At 53.4% G+C, this 17,433-nt stretch carries 18 protein-coding genes; all 18 read left to right on the forward strand.

All coding sequences use genetic code 11. From position 1 onward, the window contains the following. Window positions 1-6: 6 nt before the first annotated feature. The 18 genes from HV157_RS22195 to HV157_RS22280 all read left to right on the forward strand — a co-directional run bounded on the left by HV157_RS22195 (window position 7) and on the right by HV157_RS22280 (window position 17,382). Window positions 7-555 carry a YmfL family putative regulatory protein gene (locus HV157_RS22195; RefSeq protein WP_023294083.1) on the forward strand — a complete coding sequence of 183 codons (549 nt, stop codon included), beginning with the start codon at window positions 7-9 and terminating at the stop codon, window positions 553-555. A gap of 172 nt (window positions 556-727) precedes the next feature. Then, window positions 728-907 carry a DUF4222 domain-containing protein gene (locus HV157_RS22200; RefSeq protein ID WP_182378546.1) on the forward strand — a complete coding sequence of 60 codons (180 nt, stop codon included), beginning with the start codon at window positions 728-730 and terminating at the stop codon, window positions 905-907. After that, window positions 897-1,760 (forward strand): conserved phage C-terminal domain-containing protein, encoded by an 864-nt coding sequence (locus HV157_RS22205; protein WP_020690688.1) that lies wholly within the window; start codon window positions 897-899, stop codon window positions 1,758-1,760. The genes HV157_RS22200 and HV157_RS22205 overlap by 11 nt, the downstream gene beginning before the upstream one ends. After that, window positions 1,757-3,103 carry a phage N-6-adenine-methyltransferase gene (locus HV157_RS22210; protein ID WP_249421983.1) on the forward strand — a complete coding sequence of 449 codons (1,347 nt, stop codon included), beginning with the start codon at window positions 1,757-1,759 and terminating at the stop codon, window positions 3,101-3,103. The genes HV157_RS22205 and HV157_RS22210 overlap by 4 nt, the downstream gene beginning before the upstream one ends. Further along, window positions 3,096-5,033 carry a DNA cytosine methyltransferase gene (locus tag HV157_RS22215; protein WP_182378548.1) on the forward strand — a complete coding sequence of 646 codons (1,938 nt, stop codon included), beginning with the start codon at window positions 3,096-3,098 and terminating at the stop codon, window positions 5,031-5,033. Before HV157_RS22210 ends, HV157_RS22215 begins: the two co-directional genes overlap by 8 nt. 14 nt (window positions 5,034-5,047) lie before the next feature. Then, complete coding sequence (locus HV157_RS22220; RefSeq protein WP_016247390.1) at window positions 5,048-5,740, forward strand: phage regulatory protein/antirepressor Ant; 693 nt, start codon at window positions 5,048-5,050, stop codon at window positions 5,738-5,740. After that, complete coding sequence (locus tag HV157_RS22225) at window positions 5,737-6,798, forward strand: DUF968 domain-containing protein (protein ID WP_182378550.1); 1,062 nt, start codon at window positions 5,737-5,739, stop codon at window positions 6,796-6,798. Before HV157_RS22220 ends, HV157_RS22225 begins: the two co-directional genes overlap by 4 nt. A gap of 21 nt (window positions 6,799-6,819) precedes the next feature. Continuing rightward, window positions 6,820-7,512, forward strand: coding sequence for a bacteriophage antitermination protein Q (locus HV157_RS22230; protein ID WP_075606797.1), 693 nt, complete (start codon window positions 6,820-6,822; stop codon window positions 7,510-7,512). A 334-nt stretch (window positions 7,513-7,846) separates the two neighbouring features. Further along, a complete protein-coding gene (locus HV157_RS22235; RefSeq protein WP_182378552.1) occupies window positions 7,847-8,899 on the forward strand; it encodes a DNA methyltransferase in 1,053 nt (350 codons plus the stop codon). A gap of 68 nt (window positions 8,900-8,967) precedes the next feature. Next, the gene (locus HV157_RS22240) at window positions 8,968-9,270 is read left to right on the forward strand and encodes a hypothetical protein (RefSeq protein ID WP_048338962.1); all 303 of its coding nucleotides are present in this window, start codon (window positions 8,968-8,970) and stop codon (window positions 9,268-9,270) included. Continuing rightward, a complete protein-coding gene (locus HV157_RS22245) occupies window positions 9,270-9,806 on the forward strand; it encodes a lysozyme (RefSeq protein WP_047352154.1) in 537 nt (178 codons plus the stop codon). The genes HV157_RS22240 and HV157_RS22245 overlap by 1 nt, the downstream gene beginning before the upstream one ends. Continuing rightward, window positions 9,803-10,324: a hypothetical protein gene (locus tag HV157_RS22250; protein WP_047352153.1), complete on the forward strand. Its 522-nt coding sequence runs from the start codon at window positions 9,803-9,805 to the stop codon at window positions 10,322-10,324. The genes HV157_RS22245 and HV157_RS22250 overlap by 4 nt, the downstream gene beginning before the upstream one ends. A 33-nt stretch (window positions 10,325-10,357) precedes the next feature. After that, window positions 10,358-10,651: a hypothetical protein gene (locus HV157_RS22255; protein ID WP_109885608.1), complete on the forward strand. Its 294-nt coding sequence runs from the start codon at window positions 10,358-10,360 to the stop codon at window positions 10,649-10,651. A 472-nt stretch (window positions 10,652-11,123) separates the two neighbouring features. Continuing rightward, on the forward strand, window positions 11,124-11,612 hold the full coding sequence (locus tag HV157_RS22260; protein ID WP_044158251.1) for a DUF1441 family protein: 489 nt from the start codon (window positions 11,124-11,126) through the stop codon (window positions 11,610-11,612). Further along, a complete protein-coding gene (locus HV157_RS22265) occupies window positions 11,612-13,714 on the forward strand; it encodes a phage terminase large subunit family protein (protein WP_182378554.1) in 2,103 nt (700 codons plus the stop codon). The genes HV157_RS22260 and HV157_RS22265 overlap by 1 nt, the downstream gene beginning before the upstream one ends. Beyond that, a complete protein-coding gene (locus HV157_RS22270) occupies window positions 13,711-13,926 on the forward strand; it encodes a hypothetical protein (RefSeq protein WP_182378556.1) in 216 nt (71 codons plus the stop codon). Before HV157_RS22265 ends, HV157_RS22270 begins: the two co-directional genes overlap by 4 nt. Then, a complete protein-coding gene (locus tag HV157_RS22275) occupies window positions 13,923-15,422 on the forward strand; it encodes a phage portal protein (protein WP_182378558.1) in 1,500 nt (499 codons plus the stop codon). Before HV157_RS22270 ends, HV157_RS22275 begins: the two co-directional genes overlap by 4 nt. Continuing rightward, complete coding sequence (locus HV157_RS22280) at window positions 15,349-17,382, forward strand: ClpP-like prohead protease/major capsid protein fusion protein (RefSeq protein WP_084832222.1); 2,034 nt, start codon at window positions 15,349-15,351, stop codon at window positions 17,380-17,382. Before HV157_RS22275 ends, HV157_RS22280 begins: the two co-directional genes overlap by 74 nt. Window positions 17,383-17,433 lie beyond the last annotated feature (51 nt).

Genomic DNA, 17,433 nt, shown 5'->3' on the forward strand with positions numbered 1-17,433 from the left:
CTAGCCGTGGGTATAGAACCTGAATGGAAAGTAGATAAGCAGCCAGCCTGGCTGGTGGCCGCAATCAAAAAAACGATCACCGAACTGCCTGGCGGGTATTCCGAAGCAGCTGAGTGGTTGGGTGTGACCGAGAACGCGCTGTTTAACCGGCTGCGTACCGATGGTGATCAGATCTTCCCGCTCGGTTGGGCGATGGTGCTTCAGCGTGCTGGTGGTTCAAACCACATAGCGAACGCTATTGCACGTCACTCGAACGGTGTGTTTGTGCCATTGGCTGATGTTGAAGAGATTGAGAACGGCGATATCAACCAGCGTCTCATGGAGTCAGTTGAGTGGATCGGCAGGCATTCGCAATACGTTCGTAAAGCTACCGCTGACGGCGTTATTGATGCTCAGGAACGCGCCCAGATCGAAGAGAACAGCTATCAGGTGATGGCTAAGTGGCAGGAACATTTGACGCTGCTTTTCCGTGTGTTTTGCGCGCCGGAAAAGAGTGACGCCCGCGAGTGTGCAGCTCCGGGCGTCGTGGCAGACAAATCTTGTATGGAGAAGTAATCCGCATGACCAGTTTAACGGCTTTTAACCGTTTACCGCAACTCAGGATGATCCCGGTACCGGGCGCTCCGTTGTTTCGGTATGAACGCAGAATAGCAAACCGCTGGGTGCCATGTAACCACAGTCGGGCGGTCGCAATTGTGGGGGTTTACTACAGGAAGGCGAAACGCTTATGCGCGATGTTAACCGAAGGTTCAAAAACCACAGAGGGATCCCCGTTCGGGTTATCAGGTGGGAGCCAGAGACTCAACGAGTTATCTACCTGCGGGATGGTTATAACCACGAATGTTTCAGCCCGCTCGAACAATTCAAGCGCAAGTTTACAGAGTTAAAGGACGACCATGAGCACTAAATTAACGGGTTACGTTTGGGACGCTTGTGCCGCTTCTGGCATGAAGCTGTCCAGCGTTGCCATCATGGCGCGTCTGGCAGACTTCAGCAGTGATGAAGGGGTTAGCTGGCCTTCCATCGCTACCATCGCGCGCCAGATTGGTGCCGGTGAGAGCACGGTTCGAACAGCCATATCTCAACTGGAAAAAGACGGGTGGTTAACCCGCCAGCAGCGCCGTAAAGGCAACCGCAATGCATCGAACGTTTACCAGCTCAATGTTGCGAAATTACAGGCTGCTGCCTTTTCTCACCTGTCAGATTCTGACGCATCAAAATCTGATGCCTCAAAAACCGACGCGTCAAAATCTGAGGCATCAAAAAACGATGAAAAAGGCGGTTTTCACCCGTCAGAATCTGGGGGGGATCCGTCAGTAAATACAACTACTGATCCATCAGATAAAAAACATTCTTGTCCGGTTGCTGCGCAACCCGACCCTGTGGTGGTTATCACCGATCAGGCGAAGCAGGTTTTATCACATCTGAACAAGACCACCGGATCACGGTATCAGGTCTGCAAATCATCCTTGGAAAACATCCGGGCTCGCCTGGCTGATGGGTTTACGCCCGATGAGCTGCTGTTGGTGGTGGATTACAGCGTCGAGAAGTGGGGCGAGGATCTGAAAATGGCCGAATATCTGCGCCCAACAACGCTGTTTTTGCCATCAAAATTCCCAGGTTACCTGCAATCCGCAAATAAGTGGAACGCAGCAGGACGTCCAGAACGACAGTACTGGGGCTCAATCCGTAAGCATGATCCGATGAAATTTGGTGGACCAGATAAAGCCATTCCAGCTGGCTTCAGGGGAGCGAAATGATGAGCATGAATGCTGATAACAAATATTGCCGCGCGCTGGCTCAACTGCGCTCTAAACCAACCCACGAGTTGAAAGAGGTCGGCGATCAATGGCGCACTCCGGATCTGTTGTTTTGGGGTATCAATGCGATGTTCGGCCCTCTGGTGTTGGACCTTTTTGCCGACGACAGCAACGCGAAGTGCCCAGCATGGTACACGGCTGAAGATAATGCCCTGACACAGGATTGGTCAGAGCGTCTGGCAGAACTCGGTGGTGCCGGGTTTGGCAACCCGCCTTACAGCCGCTCTCAGTACCACGACAAGCAGGCCGTTACCGGAATGACCCACATCATTAACCACGCTATGGCCATGCGAGAAAAGGGTGGTCGGTACGTTTTTCTCATTAAGTCTGCGACGAGTGAAACGTGGTGGCCGGAAGAGGCAGATCACGTCACATTCATCCGTGGCCGAATTGGTTTCGATCTTCCTACATGGTTCGTGCCGAAAGACGAAAAGCAGCAGCCCACCAGCGCATTTTTTGCTGGCGCTATCGTGGTATTCGACAAAACATGGCGGGGTGAGCGTTTCAGTTACATCAACCGCACCGACCTGGAGGCTAAAGGCCGTGCTTCGATGTCGCTGGCCCAGTTTGCAGTGGGAAGAACGCAAACTGATGCGGCGCCGGAGCTGGACGCTGAGGTAGTGCCGGAGAAATCAGAGGCAGAACTGCCGTTAACCCAAAAAGCCATTATGGAAACCAGTGGTGTTGAGGCTTGGGCCTGTGTTGTCGCGGCGTTCGGCGAGAAAGATGAGTACACCTTCAGCGAGTCAAAGTTTGGTCATACCTGGGCTGCCGACTCTCTGGAAAACCCTGAATTTACCAATGTTTCACCGCTGACGATCGACAGAGCGAAAAAGCTGATCAGCGAGAGCATCCTGGTGGGTGTTAATGCATGGCTGGAAACGTTGCCCTTTGATAGCGATGACGTGAAACAAGACATGTCAGAGCGGTTACGCACGGTTGCCGTTGAGTCTGCGAAAGAATACGGCATTAACCACAGTGAATTCATCGCGACCATGGAAAGCCTGGATAAAGCCAAATGGTCAAATATTCGGGGGATCCGCGCCTATGTCCGTGAGACGCAGGAATCAAAGGACAAGGCGTTAAACGAATCGCGCGTTTGGCCTCTTGAGGTTGGACTGGTGTTTAACCAGATTGAAGGGGCTGACGCTCTACCTGTTTCACAGCAGAACAAGCTGAAAGCCAATATCAACCAGCTGTGGCTCGAACGTATGCCGACGAGTGAAATTATCACGACCGCTGGTGGTCTCTTCAACAGCATGCAGGGGGCCGTCAATGCGTGAAATTATCGTTGATAACTTTGCTGGTGGCGGCGGCGCGAGTACCGGCATTGAACTGGCGATCGGGCGTAGCGTGGATATCGCTATCAACCACGACGAAAACGCTATTGCGATGCATAAGACCAATCACCCGGACACGCTGCATTATTGCGAGTCGGTGTTTGACGTTGACCCAAGCGCAGCCACCAGCGGTAAACCTGTCGGTCTGGCCTGGTTTAGCCCTGACTGTCGCCACTTTTCCAAAGCGAAGGGCGCTAAGCCAGTTAAGAAAGAGATTCGCGGGCTGGCGTGGATTGTCCTGCGCTGGGCGCTGGCAGTACGTCCCCGCGTCATGATGCTGGAGAACGTCGAAGAATTTAAGACATGGGGCCCGCTGCTGGATGAAGAATTACGCCCGGATCCTGAGCGTGCTGGTGAAACATTCGAGGCATTTGTCGGCATGCTGTCGACTGGTATCGCGGCGAATCACCCAGCACTGGCTGAGGTTTGTGAATTTCTTGCCATTGAGCCGCACGGCCAGCAGGCGCAACAGCTGATCGCCGGGCTTGGCTATGAGGTCGATTATCGTGAGCTGCGCGCTTGTGACTACGGCGCGCCGACGATCAGAAAGCGTTTCTTCATGGTCATGCGCTGTGACGGCCGCAAGATTCATTGGCCTGAAGCGACTCATGGGGATCCAAAATCACTGGAAGTACAAAGCGGCAAGCTGGCGCCATGGCGTACCGCGGCGGAGTGCATTGACTGGAACATCCCGGCCCGGTCCATCTTCGACCGCAAAAAGCCGCTGGCGGAAAATACGCTCAAACGTATCGCGCGCGGCATCCAGCGCTTTGTTATCGAAAGCGCATCGCCTTTCATCGTGAAGTGTAACCACACCACGACGAAAGGAGGTTATGACTGTTTCCGCGGGCAATCGTTGTTAGAGCCATTGCAGACCATCACTAAAAAGCATGGCTACGCGCTGGCGGTACCGCATCTTACTAAATTCCGCACCGGGGCCACCGGGCAGCCAGTGACCGAGCCGGTTCCAACTGTCACGGCTGGTACGTCGGCGCGCCCGGGCGGGAATGGGCATGCGCTTGGCGTAGTTGAGGCCGCCCTGACACCGTTCCTGGCTGGCAATGGCGGCAGTGAGTACCAGGCAAAGCCGCGCCCGCTGGATAAACCCGCTCATACAATCCTCAAGCAGTCCCGCGCGTGCGTGGTTGCGCCGGTCATCGCCCGCCAGTTTGGCGCCAGTGTTGGGCACAGGGCTGACGAACCGAGCGCGACGATTACTGCTGGTGGTGGCGGTAAGTCGCAGCTGGTAACTCCAACACTGATCCAGATGGGGTACGGCGAACGCCCAGGGCAAGAACCGCGTGTTCTTCAACTGAATAACCCGCTCGGCACGGTCACTGCTGGTGGTAATAAGTTTGCAACGGTGAGCGCGTTCCTGGCGAAGCACTATGGTGGGAATTACACGGGGCCGGGTGTTGGTATGGATGAGCCTGCCCACTCAGTCACTACTGTTGATCACCACGCGGTAGTTGCGTCGCACCTGGTGAAGCTACGCGGAACCTGCCGCGACGGTCAGACCATAGATACACCTATGCCGACTATTACCGCTGGTGGCCAGCACGTTGGCGAGGTCCGGACATTCCTCGAAACCTACTGCGGTGATAGCGAGGATGAATGGCTGGTGACGATCGAGGGGGTTAAGTACCAGATCGTCGATATCGGAATGCGCATGCTGCAACCGCATGAGCTTTATAAGGCGCAGGGCTTCCCTGACGGCTACGTTATCGATCAGGACTATCGCGGCAATCGTTACGCCAAAGACAAGCAGGTAGCGCGCTGTGGTAACGCAGTACCGCCGCCGTTCGCTCGTGCGCTGGTAGAAGCAAATCTTCCTGAATTATGTGCAAATCAAAAGGCGGGTGCAGCCGCCTGATATGGAGAAATAGCATGAATCAGTTAACCGCAAAGGGTGTTGTGACAATGTCCAGCCGTGAAATTGCCAGGCTGGTGCAGAGCAAACATGGTGATGTGAAGCGCTCAGCTGAGCGCCTTGCATCTGCTGGTATTTTAACCGCGCCGTTGGCGCACACCCCCTACACACACCCGCAAAACGGGCAAACCTACGAGGAGTATTGGTTCAACAAACGTGATTCTCTGGTGATCGTCGCCAGGCTGTCGCCAGAATTTACCGCCGCTGTTGTCGATCGCTGGCAAGAGCTGGAGAACAGTCAGGCCGTAAGTGTCCCGCAAACATTGCCGGAGGCATTACGTCTCGCCGCGGATCTGGCCGAGCAGAAAGAACAACTGGCCCAGCAGTTAGCCGCTGCCGCGCCGAAAGTTGAGTTTGTCGATCGGTATTGTACTGCTAAAGGCTCAATGTCTTTCCGCCAGGTGGCAAAGCTGTTGCAGGCTAAAGAGACCGATTTCCGCTTGTTCCTCATTGAGAGCGGCATTTTGTACCGGCTCAGTGGAGTGCTGACACCGCGGCACCAGCACATTGCAGCCGGGCGGTTTGAAGTGAAAACTGGCACCACGAGTGAAACAAACTACGCCTTTAGCCAGGCACGTTTTACACCCAAAGGCATCGAGTGGATCGGCGGCCTGTGGACGGCACACATCGCTAAGGGGCATGCCGCGTGAGAGGACTGTTTACAGCTGAGACTGTTCCGCGCCTGGGGCTTGTGGTGTTAAAGCCGGGTAGCGAACTGATGTCTCTGTTTCAACAGGGGCGTGTGCTGGTGGAGCCTCAGCCAAAAAGCATGGCTGGGCTTCCGTCAGGGCTCGTCCCTGATGCCAGGCAGCCGCTGGCAGAAGATAAGTCCCTCGATGAATTCTTCACCGACGAGAGAGTTATTCGTGCAGCAGGCGGTTTGTCCGGGTTGGAATCCTGGTTAGAGCGTAACGTGAAGGAATGCCAGTACCCGCACACTGATTATCACCATCCTGAGCTGGTAACAATGCGACATCCCCCCGGATCAATGTTGCTCTGTTGGCATTGCGATAACCAGCTGCGCGAGCAAACCACCGCGGCGCTGGCAGAACTGGCCCGCCGTAATCTCATTAGCTGGCTGATCAGTTCCATCCTGTCTTCGCTTGGCTACAACAACGAGCGTGAACTATCCCTCGGTGAATTGTGCTGGTGGGCCGTTTACTCAGGCATTGCTGATGCAATCACGGAAAGGATGGCCCAGCATGCGCTTCGCTTACCGGATGAGCCGTTTTTATCCGTTTATCGCGAAAGTGACATTGTGCCGATGCCCCCGGCAAAAAGCATTTTGCAGAAGAAGGTCACCCCTGCGGTCACGGCTGCGCAATTAAAGCATGGAACAAATCAGGAAGTGGCCTATGACCAGCCACAGGTTTTGGCTCTGCATGCGGATCCTGAATCCCCTGAATCCTTCATGTTGCGCCCAAAACACCGCAGGTGGGTGAATGAGGACTATACCCGGTGGGTTAAAACCCAGCCCTGTGAAGGTTGCCGGCGGCCAGCGGATGATCCACACCATGTCATTGGTCACGGCATGGGCGGTACCGCCACTAAAGCCCACGATTTGTTTGTGATCCCTCTGTGCAGAGAGTGTCACGACAAATTACATGCTGATGTTGCAGCGTTCGAGAAAAAACACGGTACCCAGCTGGAGCTGCTATTCCGGTTTATGAATCGAGCGCTGGCGATCGGCGTAATAACAAAAGCGTAATCGTATGGAGCGCTGAGCATAATGAATTTACAAGAACTGGAATATACGCGGATTGAACTGCGCCGCGCGCTGGCGGATTTATCAGGATCGACAAAAGGACAGCTGCAGGCGTTCAGTGAGCATCCACCAGCAGATAAGAATAAATACCCTCGGCACCATCCTGAAATCGTCATGGAGGGTGGGGAAGGTTGTGGATCGAAGGTTGTAAAAACTCTGGCCACTCCGCTTTATGTTCTGGAGACAAGAAGCCGTCGACGCCCATTACCCCCTATGAAGGATGCCGAGTTTGCGAGTTCTGCGTGGCGCCGCTCGGTAAATGGCCTTGGAGAGCATCTGCAGGCGTGGGTCAGGTATTGCTATGGATATGATCTGTCTTTCCGGTACCAGACGTTGATGTGCCAGTACGTTTGGGCACAGTTTCAGCATCAGCAGGGCCGTAAGAAGCTCCAGGACAGAGTCACAAAAAAATTAGTGGGGCTTGTCTGGCTCGCGGCCCAGGAAGTTGCAGCATCACGCAATAACGATACGTACCAGGAATATGCGGGGGCGGCACTGGCCCGCATGGTGAGCGTGGAGCGTTCAACCTGGCTCAGGGTATACGCTGCTCACTGGGCAGCATTTAAAGCAGCTTTCGTGGAAATGGACAGCCTGGCGTTACGTGAAAGCCTGGCGCGGTACGAAGAGTATGAAGAAGTGAAAGTGGTAGAAATGTGAAGTAAATTTCACTAACGTCTTCAATCAGGCTTGCAAAATGCAACAAAATAAGCGATATTTGAAGCTAATTTGATATGTTGCCAAAAGTATATAAACCCGCCACTGAGCGGGTTTTTTTATGGCTATTCTCCCGGTCTTCTCGGGATGTCGGATTTTCCATTCGGATAATTGAGCACCTCCAGATCCGGAGGCTTTCTGCTGTGAAAATGGGCGGCTGGTGGATGTTGGAGCACCCACCAGCCATCAGCTCATGCTTTCAGGTCACAAGCTAACCAAGGCCCACCGCTTTAGCGCAAAAGCATAGTGAGCCTATCAGAGTTACGCATACTGATCTATGAAAAATACTGTAATTATAAACAGTGTTGAGTTAGTCAACGCTGATAGCCTGCAATACATCGCCACTATCCCTGATAACTCCATTGACCTGATAGTCACGGATCCGCCGTACTTCAAAGTGAAACCCAACGGCTGGGACAATCAATGGAAAGGGGATGAGGATTATCTTCGCTGGCTTGATATGTGCCTCGCACAATTCTGGCGAGTGCTTAAACCTGCCGGCAGTCTTTATCTTTTCTCCGGTCACCGTCTGGCAGCAGACATTGAGATCATGATGCGTGAGCGGTTCAACGTCCTGAACCATATCATCTGGGCTAAACCGTCGGGCCGCTGGAATGGCTGTAATAAAGAGAGCCTGCGTTCTTACTTCCCTGCAACAGAGCGCATCCTTTTCGCTGAGCATTACCAGGGGCCGTTTAAACCAAAGAGCGATGGGTACGCTGAGAAGGGAAGCGAGCTGAAGCAGCATGTAATGACTCCCCTAATTTCTTATTTCCGGGATGCACGTGAAGCGCTTGGCATAACCTCAAAACAAATAGCCGATGCGACTGGAAAGAAGAACATGGTGTCTCACTGGTTCAGCGGTAGCCAGTGGCAATTACCGAATGAATCAGACTACCGGAAGCTTCAGTCCCTTTTCACGCAGGTAGCCATCGAAAAGCACCAGAACGGCGAACTGGCAACACCACACCACCAGCTGGTGGCTATGTGGCATTCGTTGAATCGCAAATATTCAGAGCTGCTCGAAGAGTACAAATCACTTCGGCGGCATTTCTCTGTTTCCGTATCCGTTCCTTATACCGACGTCTGGACACATAAACCCGTTCAGTTTTACCCAGGTAAACACCCATGCGAAAAACCCGCTGATATGTTGCGGCAGATCATCAGCGCCAGCAGTAAGCCTGGTGATGTGGTGGCTGATTTCTTCATGGGGTCCGGTTCGACCGTGAAAGTCGCGCTGGAACTTGGCCGCCAGGCTATTGGCGTTGAACTCGAAGAGGAAAGGTTTAATCAGACGTTGGGGGAAATACGGGCGTTGGCAGGGGAATAAACGTGAGGTCGCGATAGCGGCCTTTTTTATTACCTCAATAACACCCGCACACAGCGAGGTGAGAGACCATGAAAATGAATGATTCAGGGAACATCTTCACGCAGTTCTTTGCGTGGGTAGCAGCTCTGGCTTCTGCCATTGGATTTACCACTCAGGATCTGGTGTTCATGTTCTTTGGCGCTGCTGGTTTGCTTATCTCGCTTGCCTCCTACATCAACGGGCGTGTAGATGCACACCGCAGGCGTAAAGAGGATGAGAAGCGAACAAAAATGGTCAATGACTACCTGAAAGGCGTTGGTGACAAACCGCTTCACGAACGTCCTGCAGCTGCAAGCGTGGTCGTTGAGGCATTACAAAAGGAAGGTGAGTGATGGGAACCAGAGCAAAATTGAGTGCTGCTGTTCTGGGGCTGGTACTCGCTGGTGCGCCAGCATCCGTCATTCTCGATCAGTTTCTGAATGAGAAAGAGGGTAACAGCCTCACGGCGTACAAAGATGGCGGTGGTATCTGGACGATTTGCCGCGGCGCCACGATGGTTGATGGTAAACCGGTTGTGCAGGGCATGAAATTGACACAGGCCAAATGCAATCAGGTGAACGCCATTGAACGCAATAAGGCTCTGGCGTGGGTTAACCGCAATATCACGGTACCGCTTACCGAACCGCAGAAGGCCGGGATCGCATCTTTCTGCCCGTACAACATCGGGCCGGGTAAGTGCTTTCCTTCCACGTTCTACAAGCGCATCAATGCCGGTGACCGCCACGGGGCATGCGAGGCGATTCGCTGGTGGATTAGAGACGGTGGACGTGATTGCCGCCTGACTAAAGGCCAGAAGAATGGCTGTTATGGGCAGGTCGAGCGGCGCGATCAGGAAAGTGCGTTGACGTGCTGGGGGATAGACCAGTGAAACTTAATCTATTCCCAGTCGCGATTGTCATCATAGCTGGCCTGTCAGTCGCACTCGTTAAAAGTTGTTCAGACGCCAGCGGTCTGCAGAGTGATAACGACGTTCTGAGAAGTGACAACACTTTGCAGGGACAGGTGATCGCCACGCAGGCATTCAACTTTAATCGGTTCAATCAGGTAGCCGAACATGCCAACAGGCTTAACTCTCTGATAGACACCAGCACCGAAGAAACCGTAATCGAATACCGGGAGATTCTCCGCCGTGAAAAGACCTGTGATCTGCCTGTTCCTGCTGATGTCGCTGGTGGGCTGCTCGAATACGCGCACCGTTTACGTGCCAGCGCCATGCACACCGATACCAACAGACCTGACGCAGCCGATGATCGTTCCGCTGCCGCCAGCTCAATGACGTACTGCCAGGCTGTTTTGTGGATTAAGCCGCTGCTGGCTGTGATTGAGAAGGGCAACAATAACTTCGCGGGTATACGTGAAATAGAGCAAACCAGAGCCTCGCAATAGCGGGGCTTTTTTACGACCAAAAGAGAGAGAATGATGGAAAAAGAGCAAAACGGTTGCCAGATTCTGCCTGTAGCAAAAGATTTTAAATTCTGTCTGGGCCAGTTGGTTAATCTGCGCATCAGTGATGAATGGGGGGAAGTTCAGGCCCGGGCGCAGTATCTCAACGGTGAGAATCAGTACCTTGTTCACTATCAGGCAGCTGATAAATGCGCTACTGAGCGCTGGTACTCAGAATCGCAGTTGGTGGCGGTAGAAGACGAGCGATCTCCAGGTATGCCGGTGTTTGGCTGCGTTGATCTGCCGGAAGGTGCGACAGTCGAAGAGTAAGGCATTACAGCAGGCATTCACTGAGTGCCTGTGATAATGTCGAAACACATTAATCAGGTGCGCGAGATGTCGGGAAATACCGATCCGGACGAAGCGTGACGCTGCTATAAGCTGGAGGATGGTGCAGACGACCAATATCTTCTGGCTCAATGGTTCGAATCCATTCCTGATTGCCACACCCAAGCCACTGGCATCCGCTGGTGGCTTTTTTATGCGCATCGCAATATGGTCAGCGCTTACGAGAAGCAATAGACGTTTAGACGTCTAAATAAATGCCTTCTTATAGGTGCAAGTGATAATTATTATCATTTAATGGGTCCTCCCGGTGGGGTGGCCTGCCACGGGGCGGCTGGCGCGCGGAAAACGGCTAGTTTTTGCGATCTAGGGTCATCATCATCATTTATGCAGGTCTTTGATTTGTTTAAAGGCCGTTTTCGCAAGATGTCGAATCGTTTAAAAAGTGTTCACCATCATGGACCAGGAAATCGCCGCATTAAAACTGAATATCAACCAGCTTGCCGGGATAACCGGCGTACACCGTCAGACGGTTGCCGCGAGGTTGAAAAATGTCGAACCTGCGCCAGGCAGCAACAGCAAATTAAAGCTCTATCTGGTTACAGACATTCTGACTGAACTGATGATCCCCACCGTGTCGACGAATATCGACGATATGGATCCATCCGACAGGCTCGCTCACTGGAAAGCAGAGAACGAGAGGCTGAAGTTTGAACAAGATACGGGGCAGTTAATACCCGCTGATGAAGTGGCGCGTGAATTCTCATTGATGGCGAAAGCCGTCGTCATGGTACTTGAAACTCTCCCTGACATACTCGAACGCGACTGCGCATTAACGCCGACTGCGGTTTCCCGCGTACAAAACGTTATCGATGACCTGCGCGACCAGATGGCGGAGAGGGTGAAGGACGCTGAAACAGAGGAGGAAGAGCCAGAGGAGGACTGATGGCAAAGCGGGCATCCGCCAGGGGCATCCGCCGCGATGTTTCCGGTATTTTACGTGCCCCGCGTCGTATGCCGGTGGCCGATGCGGTCGGTACATATATGCGCGTGCCAATGGGGGCAGGAAACTCCGTTCCATGGGATCCGGATCTTGCACCTTATGTGATTGAGCCGATGAATTGCCTGGCCTCGCGTGAATACGATGCGGTTGTGTTTGTTGGCCCGGCGCGAACGGGTAAAACCATCGGGCTGATTGACGGATGGATTGTCTATAACATCGTCTGCGATCCGGCAGATATGCTCGTCATTCAGGTATCAGAGGAAAAGGCCCGCGAGCATTCAAAAAAACGTCTGGACCGTACTTTTCGCTGCAGCCCTGAAGTTAAAAACCGGTTAAGCCCGAGGCGTAACGATAATAACGTCTACGATCGTACATTCCGCGCCGGTAACTATCTGAAGCTCGGCTGGCCATCCGTCAATATTATGTCGTCCTCTGACTATAAAAGTGTGGCGCTGACGGATTACGACCGCTTTCCTGAAGATATCGACGGGGAGGGCGACGCTTTTTCACTGGCGTCGAAACGTACCACGACATTTATGTCCTCCGGGATGACGCTGGTTGAGAGTTCACCCGGCAGGGATATCAGAGACACAAAATGGCGGCGAACCACGCCTCATGAAGCCCCTCCAACTACCGGAATTTTATCACTCTATAACCGTGGCGACCGCCGCCGCCTTTACTGGCCATGCCCGCATTGTGGGGAGTATTTCCAGCCGGAAATGGACAATATGACCGGGTACCGCGACAGCAGCGATCCCGTGCTGGCCAGTGAAGCCGCGTTTCTACAGTGCCCGGCCTGTAAAGGCAGGATCACACCGGACATGAAGCGTGCGCTTAACATGAAATGTGTCTGGCTCCGGGACGGGCAAACCATCGACAGGAAAGGCCAGGTTAGCGGTGATGGCCGTCGTTCCCGTATTGCCTCCTTCTGGATGGAAGGTCCGGCAGCTGCTTACCAGACCTGGGCTCAGCTGATCTACAAATTCCTGACAGCAGAGCAGGAATATGAAACCACCCGCAGTGAGGAAACACTGAAGACGGTTATCAATACCGACTTTGGCCGACCTTATTTACCCCGCGCCAGCATAGAGCAACGCAAAAGTGAGTTGCTGGAGCAACGTGCTGAAGACGTGCCAAAACGCTCGGTCCCGGACGGCGTGCTGTTCCTTACAGCAACCGTGGACGTTCAGGCGGGCCGCAACAGGCGGTTTGTTGTCCAGATAACCGGTTACGGGAGTATGGGAGAGCGCTGGATAGTTGACCGCTACAACATACGGCAGTCCCTGCGATGTGATGGTAACGGAGAGAGCATCCAGATCGATCCCGCGAGCTACCCGGAAGACTGGGATCTCCTGCTTACGGATGTCTTCGAGAAAATCTGGCCACTGGCATCTGATCCGTCAAAAGGCATGAGGCTGATGTCGATGGCGGTTGACTCCGGCGGTGAGGATGGCGTCACGGATAACGCTTACAAATTCTGGCGCAAGTGTCGACGTGAAGGGCTGGGTAAACGGGTTTATCTCTTTAAGGGCGACAGTGTACGCCGCAGCAAACTTATTCAGAGGACATTCCCGGATAACACCGGAAGGTCCACCCGCCGCGCGCAGGCGACTGGTGATGTCCCGCTTTATCTTCTTCAGACCGATGCCCTGAAAGACCGGGTGAATAATGCCCTCTGGCGTGATTCTCCCGGGCCAGGATATGTTCATTTTCCCTCCTGGCTGGGCAACTGGTTCTACGACGAACTGACCTATGAGGAACGCTCAAATGAAGGGAAATGGAGTAAGCCTGGCCGCGGCGCCAACGAAGCATTTGACCTTCTCGTCTATGCCGATGCCCTCTCCATCCTTAGCGGGTACGAAAAAATCAAATGGCCGTCTGTTCCTGAATGGGCACGGCGGGAAACGTGGGTCGAGAGCACGCAGACGGAAACTGGCGAAGCGCCATCCCCGATACCTGCGGCGAAACCAAAGCCAAAACCAAAACGTGAGAAGCCCGTAACCAGCGAGGCGAATCCGTGGACAAACTCAGGAGGATGGGTGTGAATCAGGCAGATATTCAAAATATGATCGACCGCTATGCATCAGCAGAGCTTGCCGTTCTGGAAGGAAAATCCATCACCTTTAATGGTCAGCAGATGACATTCGAAAACCTGTCGGAAATCCGAAAAGGGCGACAGGAGTGGGAACGTCGTCTTACTGCACTCAACAACAAACGCTGTGGGAGACCCGGCTACAGGCTGGCGAGGTTTGGATGAGTCTTTTAGATGATGCAATAGGCCTGTTTTCGCCGGGCTGGAAAGCTTCACGCCTGCGTGCCCGTGCGGTAATCAAGGCCTATGAGGCGGTAAAGACTACCCGGACCCATAAAGCACAACGGGAGAATCGTTCTGCCGACCAGCTCAGCCAGATGGGGGCGGTTTCGCTTCGTGAGCAGGCCCGTTGGCTGGATAACAATCACGATCTGGTGATTGGCGTGTTCGACAAGCTTGAAGAGCGGGTTATTGGTAAGCAGGGGATTATTGTTGAACCGATCCCCCTACTGACCAACGGGAAAATCGCCAAGAAACTGGTAAAGGATATCCGTAGAAAGTTTGGTGAATGGTCTGTCAGACCTGAAGTGACTAACCAGTTTACCCGACCGATGCTTGAGCGCCTGATGCTTCGCACCTGGTTACGGGATGGTGAAGTATTTGCACAACTGGTTAGTGGTACAGGCAACGGCCTTCAACCAGTCGCGGGTGTGCCATTCTGGCTGGAAGCACTTGAGCCTGATTTCGTACCCATGAACAGTGATGCAGCCACCCAGCTTAATCAGGGCGTTTTTGTCGATAACTGGGGACGGCCCAAAAAATATCAGGTCTATAAAAGTCTGCCGGTGTCCGGGCGACAGTTCGATACGAAAGAGATAGATGCTGAGAACATGCTTCATCTCAAATTCACCCGCCGCCTGCACCAGACCCGCGGAACGTCTCTTTTGTCTGGTGTCCTGATGCGTCTGAGCGCGCTGAAAGAATATGAGGACTCGGAGCTTACTGCAGCAAGAATTGCTGCGGCGCTCGGCATGTATATCAAAAAAGGCGACGGACAGAGCTTCGATTCAGATTCCAGCAGCGATGACCGCGAGCTGATGATTCAGCCAGGGATGCTGTATGACGAACTGCAGGCCGGGGAAGAAATCGGGATGATTAAGTCTGACCGACCTAACCCTAACCTTGAGACGTTCCGCAATGGTCAGCTGCGTGCTGTTGCCGCAGGCAGTCGCCTCAGCTTTTCCAGCACTGCCCGCAACTACAACGGTACTTACAGCGCCCAGCGGCAGGAGCTGGTGGAGTCAACCGATGGGTATCTGATACTTCAGGACTGGTTTATCGGCTCAGTCACCCGACCGATGTATCGGGCCTGGCTGAAGATGGCAGTCGCCGCCGGAGAAATCAGCCTTCCACGCGGTGTTGACATGGATACGCTTTACAACGCTGTCTACTCAGGGCCGGTCATGCCTTGGATTGATCCTGTCAAAGAAGCAAATGCCTGGAAAACCCAGATACGCGGTGGTGCTGCAACTGAATCTGACTGGGTTCGCGCCAGCGGCCGTAATCCGGACGATGTGAAGTCACGCCGTAAAGCGGAAGTTGATGAAAACAAAGAAATGGGGCTGGTGTTTGACACTGACCCCTCCAATGATAAAGGAGGCACCAGTGCCGAAGTCAAAGAGCCGGGCGGTCCACCGTCCGAAAGCCAGCGTAAAAAGTAATTCGTGGTTCCGGATGCAGGCCAGCAATAACAATGCGGCCGAAATTTATATCTACGACGAAATCGGCTACTGGGGGGTGACCGCAAAACAGTTCGTTAATGACCTCAAAGCTCTCGGTGAAGTCAGTCACATTAACCTTCACATCAACTCACCGGGTGGTGATGTCTTTGATGGCATCGCCATTTTTAATGCCCTCAAACATCATGGCGCGTCAATCACTGTGCATATTGATGGTCTGGCCGCGTCAATGGCCTCCGTCATCGCAATGGTGGGCAATCCGGTCATCATGCCTGAAAACACCATGATGATGATCCACAAGCCATGGGGATTTGCCGGGGGTGATGCTAACGACATGCGCGACTATGCGGACCTCCTCGACAAAGTTGAATCAGTGCTGATCCCGGCTTACGCGCAGAAGACCGGAAAAACCACTGAAGAAATCGCGGCAATGCTGGAAGACGAAACCTGGATGGACGGCAACGAATGCGTCTCGCTGGGGTTTGCCGACCAGGTTACACCTTCCCTACAGGCGATGGCCTGTATTCACTCAAAACGTATCGAGGAATTTGAAAAGATGCCAAACAGCATTCGCAATTTGATCACCCCGCCGCGCAACTCTACCCAGCGTGACCAGGGAAATCAGCATAATCCATCCCAGCAGCCGAATCCCGCACCGGTCATCAACGAAGGTGATGTCCGCGCTCAGGTTCTGGCTGAGCAGAAGGCCCGTGTGAATGGTATTGGCGATCTCTTCGCCATGTTCGGTAACAAACACATGGATCTGCAAAACAAGTGCATTGCCGATCCTGAATGTTCCGTTGAGCAGGCTAAAGATTTACTACTGGCTGAGCTGGGTAAAACTGCCACCCCATCCAACAAAACCACTCAGGTTCATATTCATGCCAGCAACGGTAATTTCGTGGCCGATGGTATTCGCCAGGCACTGATGGCGCGTGCCGGCTATGAAAATCAGGAGCGTGACAACGTCTACAACGGTATGACACTGCGTGAATATGCGCGTATGGCCCTGACCGAAAAAGGTATCGGTGTGTCCAGTTATAACCCGATGCAGATGGTCGGGCTTGCTCTGACGCACAGTACATCTGACTTCGGCAATATCCTGCTCGATGTTGCAAACAAGGCTCTGTTGCAGGGCTGGGAAGAAGCTGAAGAAACCTTCCAGCGCTGGACCAAAAAGGGGCAGCTGTCAGACTTTAAGACCGCCCATCGTGTTGGCATGGGTGGATTCCCGTCGTTGCGTCAGGTTCGTGAAGGGGCTGAGTACAAATACGTTACCACTGGCGATAAAGGCGAGACGATCGCCCTGGCAACTTACGGTGAAATCTTCTCCATCACCCGTCAGGCTATTATCAACGATGACCTCAATCAGCTGACTGATGTGCCGATGAAGATGGGCCGCGCAGCCAAGGGTACCATTGGTGATCTGGTTTATGCCGTTCTGACCAAAAACCCTAAACTGTCAGATGGGAAAGCATTGTTCCATGCTGACCATAAAAACCTGTCATCTGGCGCGATCTCCGTCAGTAGCCTTGATGACGCTCGTAAGCTGATGCGCCTTCAGAAAGAGGGCGAGCGCTCCCTGAATATTCGTCCGGCATTCATGCTGGTACCGGTTGGCCTTGAAACACTGGCAAACCAGACCATCAAGTCTGCCAGCGTGAAAGGGGCGGATATTAATGCCGGTATTATCAACCCTATCCAGAACTTTGCAGAAGTTATTGCGGAAGCGCGACTGGATGATGCCGATGCAAAAGCCTGGTATCTGGCTGCCGCACAGGGCACAGACACCATTGAAGTGGCTTATCTGAACGGGGTCGATACGCCATACATCGACCAGCAGGAGGGATTCACCACTGATGGTATCGCCACGAAAGTGCGTATTGATGCCGGTGTGGCGCCGCTGGACTATCGCGGCATGACCAAATCAACTGGCCAGTAATAAACAGCCTCGATAACCAGACGCCCGTAAGGGCTTTTTTTATACCTGAAA

It is taken from the genome of Enterobacter sp. RHBSTW-00318 (assembly GCF_014101375.1).
GTDB lineage: Bacteria > Pseudomonadota > Gammaproteobacteria > Enterobacterales > Enterobacteriaceae > Enterobacter > Enterobacter ludwigii.

Bases quoted from the DNA above. Each gene is read 5' to 3' on its own strand.
- HV157_RS22200 (WP_182378546.1), top strand. From the start codon at position 728: ATGCGCGATGTTAACCGAAGGTTCAAAAACCACAGAGGGATCCCCGTT.
- HV157_RS22205 (WP_020690688.1), top strand. From the start codon at position 897: ATGAGCACTAAATTAACGGGTTACGTTTGGGACGCTTGTGCCGCTTCT.
- HV157_RS22210 (WP_249421983.1), top strand. From the start codon at position 1,757: ATGATGAGCATGAATGCTGATAACAAATATTGCCGCGCGCTGGCTCAA.
- HV157_RS22215 (WP_182378548.1), top strand. From the start codon at position 3,096: ATGCGTGAAATTATCGTTGATAACTTTGCTGGTGGCGGCGGCGCGAGT.
- HV157_RS22220 (WP_016247390.1), top strand. From the start codon at position 5,048: ATGAATCAGTTAACCGCAAAGGGTGTTGTGACAATGTCCAGCCGTGAA.
- HV157_RS22230 (WP_075606797.1), top strand. From the start codon at position 6,820: ATGAATTTACAAGAACTGGAATATACGCGGATTGAACTGCGCCGCGCG.
- HV157_RS22235 (WP_182378552.1), top strand. From the start codon at position 7,847: ATGAAAAATACTGTAATTATAAACAGTGTTGAGTTAGTCAACGCTGAT.
- HV157_RS22240 (WP_048338962.1), top strand. From the start codon at position 8,968: ATGAAAATGAATGATTCAGGGAACATCTTCACGCAGTTCTTTGCGTGG.
- HV157_RS22245 (WP_047352154.1), top strand. From the start codon at position 9,270: ATGGGAACCAGAGCAAAATTGAGTGCTGCTGTTCTGGGGCTGGTACTC.
- HV157_RS22255 (WP_109885608.1), top strand. From the start codon at position 10,358: ATGGAAAAAGAGCAAAACGGTTGCCAGATTCTGCCTGTAGCAAAAGAT.
- HV157_RS22260 (WP_044158251.1), top strand. From the start codon at position 11,124: ATGGACCAGGAAATCGCCGCATTAAAACTGAATATCAACCAGCTTGCC.
- HV157_RS22265 (WP_182378554.1), top strand. From the start codon at position 11,612: ATGGCAAAGCGGGCATCCGCCAGGGGCATCCGCCGCGATGTTTCCGGT.
- HV157_RS22275 (WP_182378558.1), top strand. From the start codon at position 13,923: ATGAGTCTTTTAGATGATGCAATAGGCCTGTTTTCGCCGGGCTGGAAA.
- HV157_RS22280 (WP_084832222.1), top strand. From the start codon at position 15,349: ATGATAAAGGAGGCACCAGTGCCGAAGTCAAAGAGCCGGGCGGTCCAC.